The 19,258-nt window shown below is 65.3% G+C and carries 18 protein-coding genes and 1 pseudogene; 8 read left to right on the plus strand and 11 right to left on the minus strand.

What is annotated here, in order from left to right; all coding sequences use genetic code 11:
- Positions 1-56: 56 nt before the first annotated feature.
- A pseudogene (locus ABIC16_RS21180) lies at positions 57-158 on the plus strand (PEPxxWA-CTERM sorting domain-containing protein); the annotation flags it as partial.
- A gap of 56 nt (positions 159-214) precedes the next feature.
- Here the strand turns inward: ABIC16_RS21180 and ABIC16_RS10760 are convergent.
- On the minus strand, positions 215-1,033 hold the full coding sequence (locus ABIC16_RS10760) for a transglutaminase family protein (protein ID WP_354291083.1): 819 nt from the start codon (positions 1,031-1,033) through the stop codon (positions 215-217).
- A gap of 129 nt (positions 1,034-1,162) precedes the next feature.
- On the opposite strand from ABIC16_RS10760, the gene ABIC16_RS10765 reads away from it, so the two are divergent.
- Together ABIC16_RS10765 and mazG are read left to right on the plus strand one after the other, a co-directional pair.
- Entirely contained in the window at positions 1,163-3,325 is a 2,163-nt protein-coding gene (locus ABIC16_RS10765) for a TonB-dependent siderophore receptor (protein WP_354291084.1), read from the plus strand.
- Positions 3,326-3,472: 147 nt separating this feature from the next.
- Complete coding sequence (gene mazG / locus ABIC16_RS10770; protein WP_354292303.1) at positions 3,473-4,222, plus strand: nucleoside triphosphate pyrophosphohydrolase; 750 nt, start codon at positions 3,473-3,475, stop codon at positions 4,220-4,222.
- A 34-nt stretch (positions 4,223-4,256) separates the two neighbouring features.
- On the opposite strand, the gene hflX is transcribed toward mazG, so the two are convergent.
- The 7 genes from hflX to dusB form a co-directional block, all read right to left on the minus strand.
- Positions 4,257-5,549, minus strand: coding sequence for a GTPase HflX (hflX, locus tag ABIC16_RS10775; RefSeq protein WP_354291085.1), 1,293 nt, complete (start codon positions 5,547-5,549; stop codon positions 4,257-4,259).
- Positions 5,550-5,558: 9 nt separating this feature from the next.
- Complete coding sequence (hfq, locus tag ABIC16_RS10780) at positions 5,559-6,050, minus strand: RNA chaperone Hfq (RefSeq protein WP_431358425.1); 492 nt, start codon at positions 6,048-6,050, stop codon at positions 5,559-5,561.
- A 158-nt stretch (positions 6,051-6,208) separates the two neighbouring features.
- Positions 6,209-7,582: a nitrogen assimilation response regulator NtrX gene (gene ntrX / locus ABIC16_RS10785; protein ID WP_354291086.1), complete on the minus strand. Its 1,374-nt coding sequence runs from the start codon at positions 7,580-7,582 to the stop codon at positions 6,209-6,211.
- 3 nt (positions 7,583-7,585) lie between these two features.
- Complete coding sequence (locus tag ABIC16_RS10790) at positions 7,586-9,817, minus strand: sensor histidine kinase (protein ID WP_502958303.1); 2,232 nt, start codon at positions 9,815-9,817, stop codon at positions 7,586-7,588.
- 85 nt (positions 9,818-9,902) lie between these two features.
- Positions 9,903-11,330 (minus strand): nitrogen regulation protein NR(I), encoded by a 1,428-nt coding sequence (gene ntrC / locus ABIC16_RS10795; protein WP_354291088.1) that lies wholly within the window; start codon positions 11,328-11,330, stop codon positions 9,903-9,905.
- Complete coding sequence (locus ABIC16_RS10800; RefSeq protein ID WP_354291089.1) at positions 11,330-12,424, minus strand: two-component system sensor histidine kinase NtrB; 1,095 nt, start codon at positions 12,422-12,424, stop codon at positions 11,330-11,332. The genes ntrC and ABIC16_RS10800 overlap by 1 nt, the downstream gene beginning before the upstream one ends.
- Positions 12,400-13,404, minus strand: coding sequence for a tRNA dihydrouridine synthase DusB (gene dusB / locus ABIC16_RS10805; protein ID WP_277970818.1), 1,005 nt, complete (start codon positions 13,402-13,404; stop codon positions 12,400-12,402). Before dusB ends, ABIC16_RS10800 begins: the two co-directional genes overlap by 25 nt.
- Positions 13,405-13,518: 114 nt before the next feature.
- Here dusB and ABIC16_RS10810 point away from each other — a divergent pair, with 114 nt between their 5' ends.
- From ABIC16_RS10810 to ABIC16_RS10820, 3 genes are read left to right on the plus strand one after another with little or no spacing between them, the layout of a single operon-like run.
- The gene (locus tag ABIC16_RS10810; RefSeq protein WP_354291090.1) at positions 13,519-14,685 is read left to right on the plus strand and encodes a bifunctional 2-C-methyl-D-erythritol 4-phosphate cytidylyltransferase/2-C-methyl-D-erythritol 2,4-cyclodiphosphate synthase; all 1,167 of its coding nucleotides are present in this window, start codon (positions 13,519-13,521) and stop codon (positions 14,683-14,685) included.
- Positions 14,682-15,215: a hypothetical protein gene (locus tag ABIC16_RS10815; RefSeq protein ID WP_354291091.1), complete on the plus strand. Its 534-nt coding sequence runs from the start codon at positions 14,682-14,684 to the stop codon at positions 15,213-15,215. Before ABIC16_RS10810 ends, ABIC16_RS10815 begins: the two co-directional genes overlap by 4 nt.
- A gap of 2 nt (positions 15,216-15,217) precedes the next feature.
- Positions 15,218-15,748, plus strand: a complete 531-nt coding sequence (locus ABIC16_RS10820; RefSeq protein ID WP_502958304.1) for a CinA family protein — start codon at positions 15,218-15,220, stop codon at positions 15,746-15,748.
- Here the strand turns inward: ABIC16_RS10820 and ABIC16_RS10825 are convergent.
- Together ABIC16_RS10825 and lipA are read right to left on the minus strand one after the other, a co-directional pair.
- A complete protein-coding gene (locus ABIC16_RS10825) occupies positions 15,679-16,167 on the minus strand; it encodes a type II toxin-antitoxin system RatA family toxin (protein ID WP_354291093.1) in 489 nt (162 codons plus the stop codon). The two genes, ABIC16_RS10820 and ABIC16_RS10825, sit on opposite strands and share 70 nt — an antisense overlap.
- 1 nt (position 16,168) lies before the next feature.
- Complete coding sequence (lipA, locus tag ABIC16_RS10830; protein ID WP_277970838.1) at positions 16,169-17,116, minus strand: lipoyl synthase; 948 nt, start codon at positions 17,114-17,116, stop codon at positions 16,169-16,171.
- Positions 17,117-17,181: 65 nt separating this feature from the next.
- Between lipA and ABIC16_RS10835 the strand changes: the two genes are divergently transcribed.
- A complete protein-coding gene (locus ABIC16_RS10835) occupies positions 17,182-17,811 on the plus strand; it encodes a carbonic anhydrase (protein WP_354291094.1) in 630 nt (209 codons plus the stop codon).
- A gap of 166 nt (positions 17,812-17,977) precedes the next feature.
- The gene (locus ABIC16_RS10840) at positions 17,978-18,430 is read left to right on the plus strand and encodes a hypothetical protein (RefSeq protein WP_354291095.1); all 453 of its coding nucleotides are present in this window, start codon (positions 17,978-17,980) and stop codon (positions 18,428-18,430) included.
- Between the two features lie 48 nt (positions 18,431-18,478).
- Here ABIC16_RS10840 and ABIC16_RS10845 read toward each other — a convergent pair whose 3' ends face one another.
- A complete protein-coding gene (locus ABIC16_RS10845) occupies positions 18,479-19,252 on the minus strand; it encodes a polyphosphate kinase 2 family protein (protein WP_354291096.1) in 774 nt (257 codons plus the stop codon).
- Between the last annotated feature and the right edge of the window lie 6 nt (positions 19,253-19,258).

Below are 19,258 nucleotides of genomic sequence, written 5' to 3' on the forward strand. Positions count from 1 at the left end.
ACGCGCTGACCTACAAGACGACCTCGACCGCGCAGATCTACAGCCAGTTCGCCTCGTCCGTGCCCGAGCCCACGACGTGGGGGATGATGCTGATGGGCTTCGGCCTGGTGGGTGCGACGATGCGCCGCCGCGTGACCAAGGTCAGCTACGCGGCCTGATCGCATAATCCGATAAGCGCGCGCGCCGGATCATCCAGGATGATCCGGCGCGCGCCTTACGCTGCGGGCAAGGACCCGAGCGTTTCGCTGATCCGCGCGCGCAAATCGGGTTCGCGGGTTATCTCCAGCATCGCGCTCAAGCTCTTGCGGGCGGCCGGGATGTCGCCGTCCACCAGTTGCAGCCGCGCTAGCTCCCACCACGCATGCGGGTAGGCCGGCGCCATGACGGTCATGCGTTCGAACAGCGTCAGCGCGCGCCGCCCCTGCCCCGCCGCCTCCGCGCGCTTTGCCTGATTGAGCAACAGCCGCACCAGAACCGCCCGGTTGGGCATTGCGGCGACATGCCGGACGGCAGGCCCCTCGCCCGGGTGCATGGCCTTGAGAAGCGTGACGAGTTGCTCTTGGCTGACCCGTTCGCCCCCGCGAAACGGATCGATCATGATCGGTGCCGCTTCGTCGCCGATCAGCACCAGCACGTGCCCGGGAACGTCGAGCGCATTCGCCATCCACCCCATCCGACGGGCCGCAGAAACGTAAAGGATCGACAGGCTGACCGGCAGGCCCCGCCTGCGGTCGAGCACCCTGATCAAATCGGCGTTGGCGGAATCGTCATACGTGTCGCGGTCGCCGAGAAAACCGAACGCCCCGCCGATCACCTGTGCGAGCAGCTCGGCCTGCTCCTCTGAATCGGGCTCTGCGGCGGAAGCGGTGGCTGCGGCTTCTTCCAGCGCCTCGGTAATCGCCTGGAACAAGTCGAGATACGGCGCATCGTCGGTTTCGGGGTGGTCGAGCAGCGCGAGTGCCAGCGCCGCTTCATCCAGAATGATCTCGTCGTCATCGACAAGTCCAAGGCGAACAAGGTCATCGTCTTCCATGCCTCCCACATGGGTGGCCGTGCCTGATCTGCAACGCATTCAACAGGAAAGATCACCAGAAGTGCTAATGCGATTGATAATCGTTCGCATCTAAGTCATAGGCCGCGGCGTAGCAGTTGAGGACCCACGATGAACCGTTCGCTCGTTTCCGCCCTGATGTTGACGTCGGTTGCGTATGCAATGCCCGCGTTTGCCGAAACCGACGAGGACCAGGACGCCCCGTCGATCGTCGTGACGGGCGAACGTCCGCGCAACGAGGCGGCTGCGGGAACCAAGGGATCGGCTCCGATCGCGGAAACCCCTCAGTCGATCAGCGTGATCAGCGCATCGGATATCGCCAATCTCGGGCTTTCCAACCTCAACCAGTCGCTGCGGTTCGTTGCCGGGGTCACTACCGAACAGCGCGGCTCGAGCGCGGAAGTCTACGACCAGTTCAAGCTGCGTGGCTTTGATGCACCGCAGTTCCTCGATGGATTGAAGCTGATCGGCGGGGCCAGCTACTTGAGCCCCCAGATCGATGTGTCGCGGCTCGACCGGATCGAAGTGGTCAAGGGCCCCGCCTCCGTATTGTACGGCCAGTCCGGCCCCGGCGGGCTCGTTGCGCTGTCGAGCAAGTTGCCGGTCGACAAGGCGCTTTATGGCGCAGTCTCGGGCACCTACGGCACCTATGATCTCTACCGCGTCGATGGCGACATCGGGGGAAAGCTCGGCGAATCGGTGCTGTGGCGCCTCAACGGCAGCGTCAACGGCGCACACACCCAGCAGACCTTTAGCGCGCGCGAACGTCAGACCGTGTCCGGCGCAGTGACGATCAATCTCGACCATGCGACCAAGCTGACGCTGCTCGGCGCCTATTCGCGGGATCCGCAAAACGGGTCGTACGGCGTCTTCCCGGCCTCGGGCACCTATCTGTCCAATCCCAATGGCCAGATCCCGACCAGCCGCGATTTCGGCGAACCCGGCAACTTCTTCGAGCGCGAACAGATCGCAGGGACCTATATCCTGACGCACGATCTCAATCCGGACTGGAGCCTCAAAGCGTCAGGCCGCTACCAGCATGCCACGTCGAAGCTGGGGATCGTCTACGCCGGCGGAACGCTCGCCGCGGCGAACAACGCCAGTTTGCAAATCTATGATCGCTATTCCTATTCCACCCGCGAGCGTGCCGGTTCCTGGGTGTTCGACAATCAGCTGCGCGGGCGTTTCGCGACGGGCGATCTCTCGCATGAGGTGTTGTTCGGGGTGGATTACCAGACCGGCAACGCACGGTCGGTCAACGCCTTCGGTTCGGCGACCCCGCTCAACGGCTATGCGCCCGTCTATGGCACGATGGTCGTACCGCAGACGCCCGAGCAAGTGCCGAACAATTTCGGTGTCGCTGACAACAAGCCGCGGTCGAACCAGGCTGGCGTCTATGCACAGGATCAGATCTCGTACGGAGCGTTGCGCGTCCTTTTGAGCGGCCGCCAGGATTGGGCGGCGGTGCGCGCCGCACCCGGCACTGCGTCGGAGGATTCGCAGAAGTTCACGTATCGCGCCGGTGCGCTGTACACGCTGCCGTTCGGGCTCGCGCCGTACGTCAGCTATTCGACGTCGTTCGAACCCAACGGCACGATCCGCACGACCGTTGGCGGTCCGCTTGTCGTTGCCAAGCCGAGTGAGGGCAAGCAGATCGAGGCAGGCGCGAAATATACCGTGCCCGGCACCCAGATCCTGCTGACCGGTGCGTGGTTCCAGATCGACCAGACCAATCTCATCACGACCGCGCCGCTTTCCAACGTCTCGACCCAAAGCGGCAAAGTCCGTTCGAGCGGTGTCGAGGTCGAGGCGATCGCACCGCTGCCGTTCGGCTTCAACGCGAGGCTCGCCTATAGCCGCCAGAAAGTCCGGACGATTGCCGACGCCAACCCGGCCAACATCGGGAACGGCATTCTTGGGGTCGGGCGGGGCGGCGTTTCCGCCAATCTCGAATGGGCACCGACAGAGGGTGCGTTGCAAGGGTTCGCGATCGGCGGCGCGGTCCGTCATGTCGACAGCATCTACGCCGGCACGCTCTTTTCGGCGGACGGCGTCGCTGGTCCGCGGCAGAGCACCCCAGGGTTCACCCTGGTCGACGCGCTGATCCGCTACGATCTCGGCAAGCTCGCGCCGCGCCTGGAGGGGCTTTCGCTCGCGGTCAATGCGCAGAACCTGTTCGACAAGAAATACGTCACGACCTGCTATCTCGATTATGCCTGGTGCTGGTACGGCAACCGCCGCACGGTGCAGGGAACGATTGCGTTCCGCTGGTAACCGCGCCCTCCCCCGGCCGACGGCGCTTCCGCCGCCGTCGGCCAGGGGGCCATGTGCGGGTAGGCGATTGAAACGCGCCGCCCGCCGTCATACGCACGCACCTTCACGAACCGTCGCGGCTGACCGCGACCGAGAAGGATGGGCATGATGATCGAACGGCTCGTGGAGATCATGGTGCGGCTGCGCGATCCCGAGACGGGCTGCAGTTGGGACGTCGCGCAGGACTTCGCGACGATCGCGCCCTACACGATCGAAGAAGCGTATGAAGTCGCCGACGCGATCGCGCGGAACGACATGCCTGACCTGAAGGACGAGCTCGGCGACCTGTTGCTCCAGGTCGTGTTCCACGCGCGGATCGCCGAAGAGGCGGGCCATTTCGCTCTGCCCGATGTCGTCGCCGCGATCAGCGACAAGATGGAACGCCGCCACCCGCATATCTTCGGCGACGGAGCCGAGGGCGGCCACCCTCCATGGGAGCAGATCAAGGCGAACGAACGCGCGGACAAGGGCGCGGGCGGCGCGCTGGACGGCGTTGCGGTCGGTTTGCCCGCGTTGCTGCGGGCCGGAAAATTACAGAAACGCGCTGCCCGGACCGGCTTCGACTGGCCCGATCCGGAGGGCGCGCGCGCCAAGGTTTTCGAAGAAATCGACGAAGTGGAGACGGCCACGAGCGTCGATCACCAAGAGGAGGAAATCGGCGACCTTTTGTTCTCGGTGGTCAATTGGGCGCGCAAGCTCGGGATCGAGCCGGAAGCGGCGCTGCGTCGCGCGAACGATAAATTCGAACGCCGTTTCAAAGCGATGGAGGCCGATGCTGGTCCGGCCTTCGAAAGTCTCGACTTGGCGGCGATGGAAGTCCTGTGGCAGCGTGCGAAGGTTTCGAACGAGCAGCGTTAAGCTACTCGTTCATCGGCGCGGGCGGAAAGGTTCATCATTCGCCGCGCTGGCAGAACCGTTCGTAATCCCGCTCGGCCATCCGCACTTCATAGATCGCGGTATCGCCGTCGATCGTCTGTTCGAACACCTCCCCATGCGCATGGAGCCAGGCCGCCGCCGCGCCGTCCGCAGCGTCCAACGTGATGACATAACGGCGGTGGCTGACGGTCAGCAGTGCCGCGACGGTATCGAGCAGACCTGCGACCCCGTCCCCAGTCAGCGCGGACAAGGCGACGACGTCGGTGCGCCGCGCAGCTTCGCCGAGCATCTCGGTCCGTTCGTCCTCGTCGAGCAGGTCAAGCTTGTTCCATGCCTCGATCCGCGGGACCGACGCCTCGACACCGATGTCGCGCAACACCGCCTCGACGTCGTCCTTCTGCGCAATGCTGTCCGGGTGCGCGATATCGCGGACGTGAATGAGCAGGTCGGCCGAAACCACTTCCTCGAGCGTCGCCTTGAACGCCGCGACGAGTTGGGTCGGCAATTCCGAAACGAACCCGACCGTGTCCGACAGGATCGCCTTGTCGATCCCGGGCAGCGCGATCTGACGCAGCGTCGGGTCGAGTGTTGCGAACAACAGATCCTCGGCCATGACATCCGCGCCCGTCATCCGGTTGAACAGCGTCGACTTGCCGGCGTTGGTATAGCCGACCAGCGCAATCACCGGCCACGGCGCCCGCTGCCGCCGATCGCGGTGAAGCCCACGCGTCCGCGAGACTTGCTCGAGTTCCTTCTTGAGCCGCGCCATGCGATCGCGAATCAAGCGGCGATCCGCCTCAATCTGCGTCTCACCCGGACCACCAAGGAAGCCGAAGCCGCCGCGCTGGCGTTCCAAGTGAGTCCAGCTCCGTACGAGCCGCCCCGCCTGATAATCGAGATGCGCGAGTTCGACCTGCAACCGGCCCTCGGCGGTCGCCGCGCGCTCGCCGAAAATTTCGAGGATCAAACCGGTCCGGTCGATCACCTTGGCCGACAACGCTTTTTCGAGATTGCGTTGTTGTACGGGGGTCAGGCTCGCGTCGAACACGACGAGCTCCGCTTCCGCCATCTGAACGGTCGCGGCCAGCGCTTCGAGTTGCCCCTTGCCGATCAGCGTGGAGGGCTGCAGCGCGCGGACCTTGACCGCGACCCGGTCGACGACCTCGACGTGGATCGCCATCGCCAGTCCCGCCGTCTCCGCGAGCCGAGCTTCGGCGTCGCGGGAGGATACTCCGGTATCGGGATACACGACGACGGCCTTGGCACCACGCGCGACGTCGTCCCGGTCGCGTTCAAATCCTGTAGTCAAAAACGGTCCTCAATCTTCGTCGGAACCCGCTGTTTCATCAGCAAGGTTCAAGGGGTGCGCAGGCTGGATCGTGGATACGGCATGCTTGTAGACAAGCTGTGCCATCCCATCGCGCTGGAGCATCATGCAGAACAGGTCGAACGCCGCGATCTGCCCTTGCAGCATCACGCCGTTCACCAGGAACATCGTGACATTGTCCTCGGACTTGCGCACGGCGTTCAGGAAAATCTCCTGCAACAACGGTTGCTTGCGCTGCGCTTCGCCGATCGCGTTGACGATGGCGTCGACGTCGATGGTGTTCGCGGGCATGATCGTGGAGATCGCATGCTTGTATATCAGCTGCGATTGCCCGTCCCGGCGTAGCAACACCGAGAAATTGTCGAACCAGGTAACGATGCCTTGCAGCTTGACGCCCTTGACCAGGAACATCGTGATCGGTGTCTTGGTGCGGCGGAGCGCGTTGAGGAACAGGTCTTGCAGCGAAGTGTGTTTGTCGGCCATCGGTCGATCCTTTGTTATTGGCGGGTTTTCCCGCGGCGCGCCGGTGCCCGGCGTCGGGTAGTCGTACTGCGCTAATCTAGGGACGCGGTGTCGCTTCGTCCACTGGAGCGAAGCGACTTTATCGGTTGGACGAGCGGATGTCGCGCCCGCGCGCCGGGTTACTCTTCGCGAACTTCCGTAATTCCCAACAGCTTGAGCTTCCGGTGCAGCGCCGATCGCTCCATTCCGATAAAATTGGCGGTGCGGGAGATGTTGCCCGAGAAACGCCGGATCTGAACCCGCAGATACTCGCGTTCGAAACTTTCGCGCGCCTCGCGCAAGGGCGCCCCCATAATCGCGGTCGCGCCGCTGCCCATCTCGCCCGGGTCGCCGAGAATGTCCGGCGGCAGCATGTCGACGTCGATCCGCGCGAGCCGGTCGCCCGGCGCCATGATGATCGTGCGCTCGACGATGTTGCGCAACTGCCGGACGTTGCCCGGCCATTCGTAGGATTGCAGCGCGACCATCGCATCGGGCGCGACCTGCGGAGTCGCCACGCGCCGCTCCGACGCATAATGCGCCATGAAATGGTCAATTAGCACCGGAATGTCCTCGCGCCGCTCCGACAGCCCGGGAATCGCGACGGGAACGACGTTGAGCCGATAATAGAGGTCCTCGCGGAAACGCCCTTGCTCGATTTCGTGCGGCAGATCGCGCGCAGTCGCGGACACGACCCGGACGTCGACCTTGACGACGCGCTGCCCGCCGACGCGGTTGAACGCCTGCTCGGTCAGGACGCGCAGGATCCGGCCCTGCGTCGTCAGCGGCATGTCGGCAATCTCGTCGAGGAACAACGTGCCGCCATGCGCCTGTTCGAGCAGCCCGGACCGCACCAGCTGTCCGCTCTCCTCAACGCCGAACAACTCTTCCTCGACGCGTTCGGGCGTCATCCGCGCCGCGCTCACGACGACGAACGGCGCGGTGGCGCGCTGGCTCCAGCCGTGGAGCAACCGCGCCGCGACTTCCTTGCCGACCCCCGCGCCGCCCATGATGAGGACGCGGCTACCCGTAGACGCAACACGTTTCAGGGTCGCGCGCACGCCGTTGATCGCCGTCGAGCTCCCGGTCAGGTCATTGTCCCGCCCGACGCTCGCGCGCAGGCTCGCGACTTCTGCGCGCAGCCGCTCGGTCTCGGTCGCGCGCGCGACCATCAGCAGCAAGCGTTCCGCTTCGAACGGCTTCTCGATGAAATCCGCCGCACCGCGCCGGATCGCGGCGACTGCGGTATCCAGATTGCCGTGCCCCGAAATCATCAGCACCGGGATCGAGGGATCGCGGCGCTTGATTTCGTCGAGCAATTCCAGCCCGTCGAGCCGCGACCCGTGCAGCCACACATCGAGCAGCACCAGCGACGGTCGCCGCACAGAGATCGCTTCGAGCGCGGCGTCACTGTCGCCCGCAACGCGCGCGTCATAGCCTTCGTCCTCGAGGACACCGGCTACCAGATCACGAATGTCGCGTTCGTCGTCGACGACTAGGATATCGAGGGGCATGGTTCAGGTCCGGTTCTGTACGAGGACTGGCGCGTTTGGGGACGCGCCCGCGGCGGGATCTTCCCCGCCATCGAGCTTGGCGAGCTGTTCGGTATCGAAGCACAGCGATACGATCGTCCCGCCGCCCGGTCGGTCGGCAAAGCTGATCGTGCCGCAATGTTCTTCGACGATCTTCTTGACGATCGCGAGCCCCAGCCCGGTCCCGCGCGCCCGCGTGGTGACATAGGGCTCCACGATACGGTCGCGCGCAGCCGGCAGGCCGACCCCGGTGTCCGCGACCGACAGCACGATCTTCCCGTCGCCGGGTTCGATCGTCATCGCGATCCGCGTTTCGTGCGCGCCGGGATTGGCCTCGACCGCTTCCACCGCATTCTTGACGATGTTGGTCAGCGCCTGACTGATCTGGCGCCGGTCGCATACGAGCGAAGGGGTCGGTTCGGGCGCGTCGAGGCTGAAGCTGATCCCCGGATGCGCGACTTCGTGCAGGAACAGCGTCTGCCGCGCGAGCTCGACCAGCGATTCCTCGCGGAAGACCGGCTTGGGCATCCGCGCGAACGACGAGAATTCGTCGACCATCCGCCGCAAATCGCCGACCTGACGCACGATCGTGTCGGTCAGCCGCGCGAAAGTCGTGTCCTCGGGATCGATTTGCTTGCCGTAGCGCCGTTGGAGCCGTTCCGCGGCAAGCTGGATCGGGGTGAGCGGGTTCTTGATCTCATGCGCGATCCGGCGCGCGACATCGGACCAGGCCGCACGGCGCTGGTCGAGCAACTGCCCGGTGATATCATCGAACGTCAGGATCGGCCCCTCGGCGGCGCGGGTGATCTTGACCGCGAGCGTCCGCGCGTCATTGCCCTGCCCCAGTTCGACGATCGCATCGCGCTCGTCGCGCTCGATCAGCGCGGCAAGCTCGGGCGAAACGCGGCTCAGCGGTTTGCCGACCGGGGTATCGTCCGTACTGTCGAGCAGGGAGATCGCAGACCGGTTGATGAGCCGAATGACGCCGTCGGGGGAAATCGAGATCACCCCCGCCGTTACGCCCGACATCACCGCCTCGATCAGCGCACGGCGGCTTTCCAGCGCGCCGGTCTGCGCCTGCAACCGTTCGGTCATCTGGTTGAACGCGGACCCGAGCGTGCCAAGTTCGTCCTGCACCTTGGTATCGGGAACGCGCGCGGTCAGGTCGCCCGTCGCGACCTTGTGCGCAGCAGCGACCAGCTCGCCAACCGGACGGACGAGGCGGTCCGCCACCGCAAGCGCGATCCACACCGCGATTGCGATGATGAACAGCGACATCGCCAGCAACGCCGCGTTGAACTTGAGCTGTAACGAACGCGATTTGGCAATGAGGTCGCGGTAGCTCGACAACACCGCGATGCTGCGCTTGGATTGTACCTCCATCACGTGCAGGTCGGAGATCGCGACGGTCAGCAGAAAAACGTTGGTGGTCCCCGGCACAAGGGTCACCGTCTCGATCCGGTCGCCCTTCACGGTGGTGATGCTCGGTGTCCCGGTGCGCAAACGGCTGAGTTCCGCTTGCGAAACCTCCTTGCGGTAATCGAGGTTGTCCGGGTTCACCTGAACGATTTCACGCGACTCGCCCTTCGGTTCGGCGATGAAGAGAAAGCCGTCGGAAAGCCCGCGCAGATAGATCTGGTTGAAAAAGTATTTGGGAAACTCAGGCGATCGTAGCTTGATCTGGAGATCGTCCGAGATGTCGGCAGCCGCGATCACCGCCTGATCCTGCCAGCGTCGCAGCATCTGGTCGTACGACGTGCGGGCGACTCCCGTGGCGTTCTCGATCATGCTGCGGGCCTGGTCGGAATACCAGAACTGCACGCCATATTGAAACAGCAGCGATGCGAACACGACCACGAATAGCGTCGGCACCGCTGCAATCACCGAGAACAGCGCGACGAGCTGGACGTGCAATCGCGCGCGCCCGCCGATCGGAAGCCGTGCGGCGCGGCGCATCGCGCTCCGCCGTCCAAGCAGGACGAGCAGCGCGCCGGCCGGGATCAGGTTCGCGACCAGCAGAAACGCAATCAATGGCGGGCTGAGCAGCGCATGCGACGATGCGCCGTCGGTGATGATGAAGTAGGTCGCGATCGCGATCGCAACCGCAGCGCTCAGGACGAAAAACTCGATCGCGGGAAGAAGGCGAAACAGCGAGCGTCCAAGCGGCCTGAGCTGGTCGGGACCCGAACGCGTCAAAGGGGGCGTACTGCCTTCCATCGTGACATTGCTACAACGCTATTGTGGCGGAGAAAACACACAATCTGTTTCCGTCCATCCGATTGTCGGCTCCTCCGCCCGCACCTCATGGTTCAATTCCCAGGACATCCAGTCGCTTGCGGAGCGTATTGCGGTTGATTCCGAGCGCTTTGGCGGCGCGGAGCTGATTGTTGCCATGCCGCGCAAGCAACGCCGCGATCAGCGGGCGCTCGACCTCCGCAATGATCCGGTCGTACAAGGTGCCGTCGTCGAGCGCCGCCGGTTCCTCGACCGCAAGTCGCGCGATCCGGGCGTGGATCGCCGCATCAATCCCGGTGTCGCCGACCGGCCGTGGCGGCGCGACGTGCCCCAGCATTCCGCGCACTTCGATGCCGTCGATGCGTTCGTCGCGCGCCAGCACCGACATGCGGCGCATCATATTCTCGAGCTCGCGGACGTTGCCGGGCCAGTCATACGCTTCCAGCACCGCCACAGCATCGGTCGTCAACTGCTTGCGCGGCAAGCCATCTTCGACTGCGCGATCGAGGAAATGGCGTGCCAGCAGAGCAATATCCTGACGGCGCGCACGGAGCGCGGGCAAGGTGACCGGAACGACGTTGAGCCGGTAGAACAAATCCTCGCGAAACTGTCCCGTGGCGACCAGCTGCGCGAGCTCGCGGTTGGTCGCGGCAACGATCCGGACATCGGCGCGGATCGTCCGGGCGCCGCCTACGGTCGTGAATTCGCCGGATTGCAACACGCGTAGCAACCGGGTTTGCGCCTCCATCGGCATGTCGCCGATTTCGTCGAGGAACAGCGTGCCCCCCGCCGCCTGTTCGAACCGCCCGGCGGATCGCGCCTGCGCGCCGGTGAAGGCGCCGCGCTCATGCCCGAACAATTCCGCCTCGATCAGTTCGCGCGGGATCGCCGCCATGTTGAGCGCGAGAAACGGCGACCGTCGGCGCGGCCCCAGATCATGGATTGCACGCGCGACCAGTTCCTTCCCGGTCCCCGACTCGCCCGAGACAAGGACGGTCAGATCGTTCGAGACCACCCGCGCGATGATGCGATAGACGTCCTGCATCGCCGGGGACCGCCCGATCAGCGGGAGCGTATGGTCCTCGGCGTCGCTCGGTTCGAGCACCCCGCCCGACCCACGCGCCAGCGCGCTCTGGACGCTTTGCGACAGGGCATCGAGGTCGAACGGCTTGGGCAGATAGTCGAAGGCGCCGACTTCGTTCGAGCGGACCGCGGTGGACAGCGTGTTCTGCGCCGACAGGACGATCACCGGCAGGCCCGGATGCGCGGCGACGACACGCTCGACCAGATCGAGCCCATTCCCGTCTGGCAGGATGACGTCGGTCACGAGGACGTCTGGCAGCCCTGCGGCAAGCTGGACTTCGGCTTCGGCGATCGTCGCCACCGTCGTCGTGCGGTGGCCGTCGCGCTTGAGCGCTTGCCCGACGACCGTGCGAATCGCCGCATCGTCATCGACGACCAGAATCCGGCCGGTTCGGTTTCCCATCCCCGTCATTACAGCGCACGCGGCAGCATGATGCGAAACACGGTCATTGGGGGCGTTCCTTCCCGCGCATATTGGACGATCCCGCCCATGTCGCGAACGAGCTTGTCGACCAGCGCCAGACCGAGCCCCTGCCCCTCGGGCTTCCCCGAGATGAACGGGTCGAACAGATGGTCGGCGATGTCGGGCGGCGCGCCCGGACCATTGTCGATCACGCTGATCTCGATCGGCAGAGGTTGGCGTGGGCGCCCCGCCGCTGGGGCAATCGCCATGCCGTGGCGGTATGCGGTCGCAAGCGTGATCCGCGCATCCACCTGCCCACGCATCGCTTCGCTGGCGTTCTTCAAAAGGTTGAGCACGACCTGCAGGATCGAGTCCCGGTCGAGCAATGCGGGGGGCAGTGAGGGATCGAAGCGTTCCTCGATCTTTACATGCTGTGCGAACCCCGCCAGCGCGACGCGGCGGGCATGGTCGAGCAGCGGGTAGACGTTCTCGGGAACGAGATTGAGCGGTCGTGTGTCGGTGAAATCCTGCATCCGGTCGATCAGCGCCGCGACGCGGTCGACTTCGGTCGTGATCAGCGTGGTCAATTCGGCCGCATCCTTGCCCTTGGACAACAATTGCGCGGCCCCGCGAATACCTGACAACGGGTTCTTGATTTCGTGTGCGAGCATTGCCGCCGCGCCGATCGCAGCGCGCGCCGCCGCCGCACGATCCGCACTGTGCCCGAGCCGACGCGAAGCTGCCGCGTGGTGCAGCGTGATCGTGCGCCAGCCGGGATGGTCGACAACCAGCGTCTCGACATAATCGACCCGCACGCTGCCGCCGCGGGTCAACATGATCTCGGCGTCGTAGGCTGACAGTCCGTGATTGTCGCGCGGGTTGAGTGCGTGCGGATCCTGCATAACCGACGCCAGGGGCTGGCCCAGCATCGCGCGCTCGGACAGGTTGAGCAGCGCCTCGCACTCGGCGTTGGCATGCGCGATCCGCGACTCCGGGTCTACCACCAGCACAGCCACCGGCAGCGCGGCGAACAGGTCCGCGAACCCCGGGCCGCCGTCGCCCGCCGCGCGTGTTTTGGTCACGCAGCCGCGCGGCTGCGCCACGGCGCGTAGAATTCGGCGAGCATTGCCTGCACCACCTTCGGGTCGGGGATCTGGTTGACCTTGTTGCGGAATTCCGCCGATCCGTGAAGCCCGCGCGTATACCAGCCGATGTGCTTGCGCGCCATATTGACGCCGGTCTCGCTGCCATAGTGCGTCAGCATTGCATCGTAATGCTCTGCGATAACGTTGTATTGTTCCTCGATCGAGGGATCGTCACGACGTCGTCCGTGGGCGAACCATTCCACCACCTGACCCAGCAGCCACGGGCGTCCGTATGCGCCCCGCCCGATCATCACGCCATCCGCCCCCGACTGGTCGAGCGCCGTCTCAGCGTCCTCGATCGAGCAGATGTCGCCATTGACGATCACGGGAATGGCGACCGCGTCTTTGACCGAGCGGATGAACGCCCAATCGGCGCTACCCTTGTACATCTGGTTGCGGGTGCGGCCGTGGACCGTCACCATCTTGCACCCCAGGTCCTGGGCGATCTTGGCAAGATCGGGCGCGTTCAGGCTGGAATGGTCCCAGCCCATCCGCATCTTGAGCGTGACCGGCACCGTCACCGCATCGACCACGCCCTTGATGATCGCGGCGGCATTGTCGAGATCGCGCATCAGCGCCGACCCGGCGTCGCCGTTGGTCACCTTGCGGACCGGGCAACCCATGTTGATGTCGACGATCGCCGCGCCGCGATCCTCGCTCAGCTTCGCGGCTTCGCCCATCTCATAGGGCGTACAGCCGACCAGCTGCATCGAGACGGGATCCTCGATCGGATGCCACGCCGCCTTCTGGATCGACTGGCGCGTCTCGCGGATCGCGGCCTGGCTCGCGACCATTTCGGTGACGTTGAGCCCCGACCCATAGCGCCGCACCAGCGTGCGGAACGGCATGTCGGTCACTCCCGTCATCGGCGCGAGGATGACCGGGGACGCGATCGTCACCGGTCCGATCTGCAGGGGGGGAAGCGTACGCGGGGTCACGGGAGCCTGTTCTGTTGCGCACGGGTGCGTGCCTGAAAAACAGGCAGCCTATAGCCGGGACAGCCGGTAGCGGCAAGGCTGGCGGGACGGCGCGGCATCGGCTAGGCGCGCGGCATGTCATCGACCACAACCGCCGCCATCATTGTCGCCGCCGGGACCGGCGCGCGCTCCGGGAGCGCGGTCCCCAAACAATATGCACCGCTCGGCGGACGCGCGATCCTTGCGCACAGCTACGAGGCCTTGCAGCGCCATCCCGCAATCGGACGGATCGTCGTCGTGATCGGTGCCGGCCAGGAAGCGGCGTTGCAGGCGGCAGTGGGCGATGTGCCCGCCGTGATCGGTGGCGCGACCCGTCGCCTGTCGGTCCTCGCCGGTCTCGAAGCACTCGGCGGCGAGGTCGACCGCGTCCTGATTCATGACGCCGCCCGGCCCTTCCTCAGCGCAACCGTGATCGACGCGCTGCTGGTCGCGCTCGATACGCGCGACGGTGCGGTCCCGGCCCTCCCCGTCGCCGATACGCTCGCGCGCGATACCGCGCTCAGCGGGACGCTCCTTGGCGGAACCGTCGCGCGCGATGGCCTGCACCGCATCCAGACCCCCCAGGCATTCCGTTTCCCCGCGATCCTCGCCGCTCACCGGGGCTGGCGGGGTGACGAACCCACCGATGATGCCCAGATGGTCCGCGCCGCCGGCGGGGCCGTCGCGTTGGTCCCAGGAGATCCCATGCTCGAGAAGATTACCCACCCCGCCGATTTCGCCGCCGCCGAGGCGCGGCTCGAAACCACGCTACGGACGCGGATGGCGACCGGCTTTGACGTCCACCGGCTCGAAGTCGGCGAGGAGCTGTGGCTCGGCGGCGTGCTGATCCCGCACGACAAGGGCCTGTCCGGGCATAGCGACGCCGACGTCGCGCTCCACGCGATCACCGATGCGCTGCTCGGCACGATCGCGGCGGGCGACATCGGCACGCATTTCCCGCCGAGCGACCCGCAATGGCGCGGCGCCGACTCGGCGCAGTTCCTGCAACATGCCGCCAGCCTCATCACCGGGCGCGGCGGCATCATCGATTTCATCGACCTGACGTTGATTTGCGAGGAACCCAAGGTCGGCCCGCACCGCGCCGCCATGCGCGACCGGATCGCAGAGCTGTTGCGGTTGAAGCCCGGTCAGGTCAGTATCAAAGCGACGACGACAGAACGGCTTGGCTTCACCGGACGCGGCGAAGGCATTGCCGCGCAGGCGGCGGCAACCGTACGCGTCCCGGAGGATCAGGCGTCATGATGAAGCGCGCGCTCGCGGCGACCTGGCTGGCGCTCACCGCCACCGCGGGGATGGCCGCCCAGCCGCAGATCAGCCCGTGCCTCAGCGCGTCCGAGGTGTCCGATCTAGCACAGGTCATCCTGCCCGAAGCGATTGGCGCGGCGGGGGTTGCATGTGGTTCGGTCCTTCCCGCCAGCGCGGCGATCCGCCAGACCAGCAGCGCGATGCTGTCGCGCTATCGCAGCGAGGCGGACCGGGTGTGGCCCCAGGCGAAGCGCGTCATCGGCAAGATCGGCGGAGTCGAGGATGTCGGCATGCTCGATTCCGAACTCGTCCGCCCGATCCTCACCACCATGCTGGTCGCGCAGGTGACCAAGACGATCAACGTTCGCGACTGCGCCTCGATCGAGCGGATCGTCAGCGCGCTCGCGCCACTGCCCCCGCGCAACACCGCCGACGTGGCGGCGCAAATCCTGATGCTCACGATCCAGGCCAAGACGCGCAGGGGCGAAAAGATCGACCTGCCCGTCTGTTTCGAAACGGCGAAATGACGATGGACACCATCCTTCCCCCCGAACTGGTCGAAGCTGCCCGCAAGGTGGTCGAAGCCAATCTCGCCGTCGGTCGCCGTGTCGCGCTGGCGGAGAGTTGCACCGGCGGACTGGTCGCGGCGGCGCTCACCGAAATTCCGGGATCGTCCGAGATGTTCGAATGTGGTTTCGTGACCTATTCGAACGACGCCAAGACGACGATGCTTCGCGTCAGCGCGGACGTGATCGAAACCTTCGGCGCGGTCTCGGTCGCGACCGCGTGGAGCATGGCGCAGGGCGCGCTCGAGCGCAGCGGCGCGGACATCGCGGTGGCGATCACCGGAGTGGCGGGCCCTGGCGGCGGTTCGGAGAAGAAGCCGGTCGGCACCGTCGTGTTCGCGCGCGCCGAGCGCGGTGCGGATCCGGGCAACGTCGTCGCCGATCGCAAGGATTTCGGCGATCTCGGTCGCGGTGGCGTCAGGCTTCAGGCGGCGCTGTGCGCGCTCGAACTGCTGCTGCCGCCGACCGAACCGGACGGCGACGAGGCGCCATAAAGCACCTTCGCCCGGTCCTCGAACGCGCCGATCATCTTGCGCAGCGCGGTGCCGAACACCTGCCCCGCGAGCATCTCGAACACACGGTTCTTGAACGCAAAATCGACCGTGAAGTCGACCGCGCACCCTTGTGGCTCCGCGCGGAAGACCCAGTCGTTGCGCAGATATTTGAGCGGCCCGTCGAGATAATCGACGTGGATGTGGCCGGGCCGCTCCATCTCCACCTTCGACGTGAAGGTTTCGCGCAGGCCCTTGAACCCGACGATCATGTCCGCGACGAGCTGCGTCTCGCTGCGCGAGCGCACGCGGATCTGCGAAACCCAAGGCAGGAACTCTGCATAGCGCCCGACGTCCGCCACCATGTCGAACATCTGCTCTGGCGTGTACGGCAAATGCCGTGTTTCGGAATGGCGCGGCATGTCAGGCGCGGGCCAGCTTCAACTCCCGCGCCGCGCGCAGGCGGGCGAAGTCATCCCCGGCGTGGTAGCTCGACCGCGTCAGCGGCGAACTCGCGACGAGCAGGAAGCCCTTCGCCCGCGCGATCGCGGCGAAGGCGTCGAAGGTCTGCGGCTTGACGAAGTCCATCACCTTGGTGTGGCGCGGCGTCGGCTGCAGATACTGCCCCATCGTCAGGAAATCGATGTCGGCCGAGCGCATGTCGTCCATCACCTGATGGACCTCCAGCCGCTCCTCGCCCAGCCCCAGCATCACGCCGGACTTGGTGAAGATCGACGGGTCGTGCCGCTTCACGCTCTCCAGCAGCCGCAGCGACGCGTAATAGCGCGCGCCGGGGCGGATCGTCGGGTACAGCCGCGGGACAGTCTCGAGATTGTGGTTGTACACGTCGGGCCGCGCCGCAACGATCGACTCGACCGCCGCCTGCGTCTTGTTGCGGAAGTCGGGGGTAAGGATCTCGATCGTGGTATTGGGCGTCGTGCGGCGCAGCGCCTCGATCACCTTGACGAATTGCGAGGCACCACCGTCCGGCAGATCGTCGCGATCGACCGAGGTGATCACGATATGCTCAAGCCCCAGCTCGGCCGCGGCGTCGGCGGTATGCTGCGGCTCTAACGCATCGACCGCGCGCGGCATTCCCGTCTTCACGTTGCAGAACGCGCAGGCGCGGGTGCAGGTGTCGCCAAGGATCATCACCGTTGCGTGCTTCTTGGTCCAGCATTCGCCGATGTTCGGGCACGCCGCTTCCTCGCACACGGTGGCAAGGTTGAGGCGGCGCATCAGCGCCTTCGTCTCGGCAAACGCGGCGCCGCCGGGTGCCTTGACGCGGATCCAGTCCGGTTTGCGTTCCCGCGCCGGACGCGTGGGGGAATCGGTGCCGGATTGCGCTGCAAGCGGGGTGATCTCGTTCATGGGTGCCAGATAGCGATTGCTGCGCGTGCTTGCCACCCCTTGCATGTTTCGGATATTCAGCCGCCATGACCGATTTTTCTGATCTTATCGGCGGGTATCACCGCTTCCGCGAAACCGACTGGGCACGCCAGCGTGACCGATGGTCCGAACTGTCCCGCGGGCAAAGCCCGAAGGTGATGGTGATCGCCTGTTCGGACAGCCGAGTCGATCCCGCGCAGGTGTTCGACACGTCCCCGGGCGAAATCTTCGTCGTCCGCAACGTCGCCAACCTCGTCCCCCCGTTCGAACGCGATGGCTCGCGCCACGGCGTTTCGGCAGCGCTCGAATTCGCGGTGACGCAGCTCAAGGTGTCCGAAATCGTCGTGATGGGCCACGGCTCGTGCGGTGGCGTCCATGCCGCGCTGACCGACGCGTTCGCGGGCAAGCAGCCCGGTGAAGGCGGCTTCATCGCGCACTGGGTCGACATGCTGGACGAGGCGCGCGACCGGATCGTCGCCGAGCATGGGGCTGGCCCGGAGGCCATTCACGCGATGGAGCTGGAAACCGTTCGAGTCAGCCTCGCAAACCTGCGGACCTTCCCATTCGTGCAGGAAGCCGAAGCGGCGGGGACGCTCAAGCTGCGCGGTGCCTATTTCGCGATTGCCGATGGCGTGCTGCACGTGATGGGCGACGGTGGAGCGTTCGGCGCAGCGTAGGTCGTTACGGGGCAAGACCGTGGTGGTTCCGCGGTCTCGTTCGTTTCGGGTGCAATCGCGACCCAGAATTTTTGGATTTCTGTGCTGTCTTGATGCGCACGGGATGCGAAGCGTCGGGAAAATCGTTTCCGTTGCGTGTGCGCTATTCCCCGCCTAGCCTTGCGCGATGAGACCCAACACCCTGCGCGCCTTGCGGCGTTACCACACCTATCTCGGGCTGTTCTTCGCGCCGATGATCCTGCTGTTCTCGGTCAGCGGCGCGTTGCAGACCTTCCGGTTGCAGGAGGCGAAGGGGTATGGCGGTCCGCCGCCGAACTGGATCGTCTGGCTTGCGAGCGTCCACAAGGATCAGGGGCCGCCGCGCGAAGCGAGAACCGTGCGCCCCAAGCCGGCGGGTGCGGCTGTCGCAACGGCAAAGCCTGAAGGCGGGCCACGCAAGGACGCGAAGCGGCCATCCCCGCTGCCGCTCAAGATCTTCGTCGTGCTGCTGTCGATCGCCCTCGCCGCATCGACGGTGCTCGGCATCATGATTGCGCTCTCGAACAAAGGGTCGCGGCGCACGTCGCTGATACTGCTGGCACTTGGGGCGGTGGTGCCGATCGCGCTGCTATGGATCTAGACCGGTGACCCGTACGGTGCGCGCTATCGCGCACCGCCGTCCCCGCCGCTAAATTCCCAAAGCCTTGCGGGCGACCTTCTCGATCTCCGGGTCCAGTTCGGGCGGCTTCATGTCGACCTGCGCTTCCAGCGCTTCGGCGATCGCGGTCAGCGCGGCGATTCGCCCGGCCTTCTTGTCGTTCCCGTCGATGATCGTCCACGGTGCCGCCTTGGTATCTGTACGCTTGAACATGTCGTGCATCGCATCGAGATACTGGTCGCGCTTGTCGCGATTGCGATAATCATCGATCCCGGTTTTCCAGCGCTTCCACGGCGACTCCAGCCGGTCTTCCAGCCGCTTGTCTTGTTCCGCCTGCGTCACATGGACGAACAGCTTGACGATCGTCGTCCCCGAATCGACCTGCTGCGCCTCGAACGCGTTGATCTCGTCGTAGCCGCGCTTCCACTCGTCCTTGCTGGCATAGCCTTCGACGCGCTCGACCAGGACACGACCGTACCAGCTGCGGTCGAACACTGCGATGTCGCCGCATGCAGGAAGCTTCTGCCAGAAACGCCACAGGAAATGATGGTCGAGCTCGTCCTGCGTCGGCGCTTTGATCGGCCAGACCTCGAAATTGCGCGGGTCCCATTCGGCGCAGAGCCGCTTGATGATCCCGCCCTTCCCCGCGGCATCCCAGCCTTCGAACACGACGATCGCGCGCTTGTTGCGGACGATATGCGCGACTTGAACATGCGCCAGACGCTCCTGCAGCGCGTCCAGATCATCACCATACTCGCCGTGATATTTTTTCCCGGCTTCGTAATCGGCGAGGTGCAGCGTCATCGGGAT

This window comes from Sphingomonas sp. PvP055, assembly GCF_040546365.1.
Lineage (GTDB): Bacteria > Pseudomonadota > Alphaproteobacteria > Sphingomonadales > Sphingomonadaceae > Sphingomonas > Sphingomonas echinoides_A.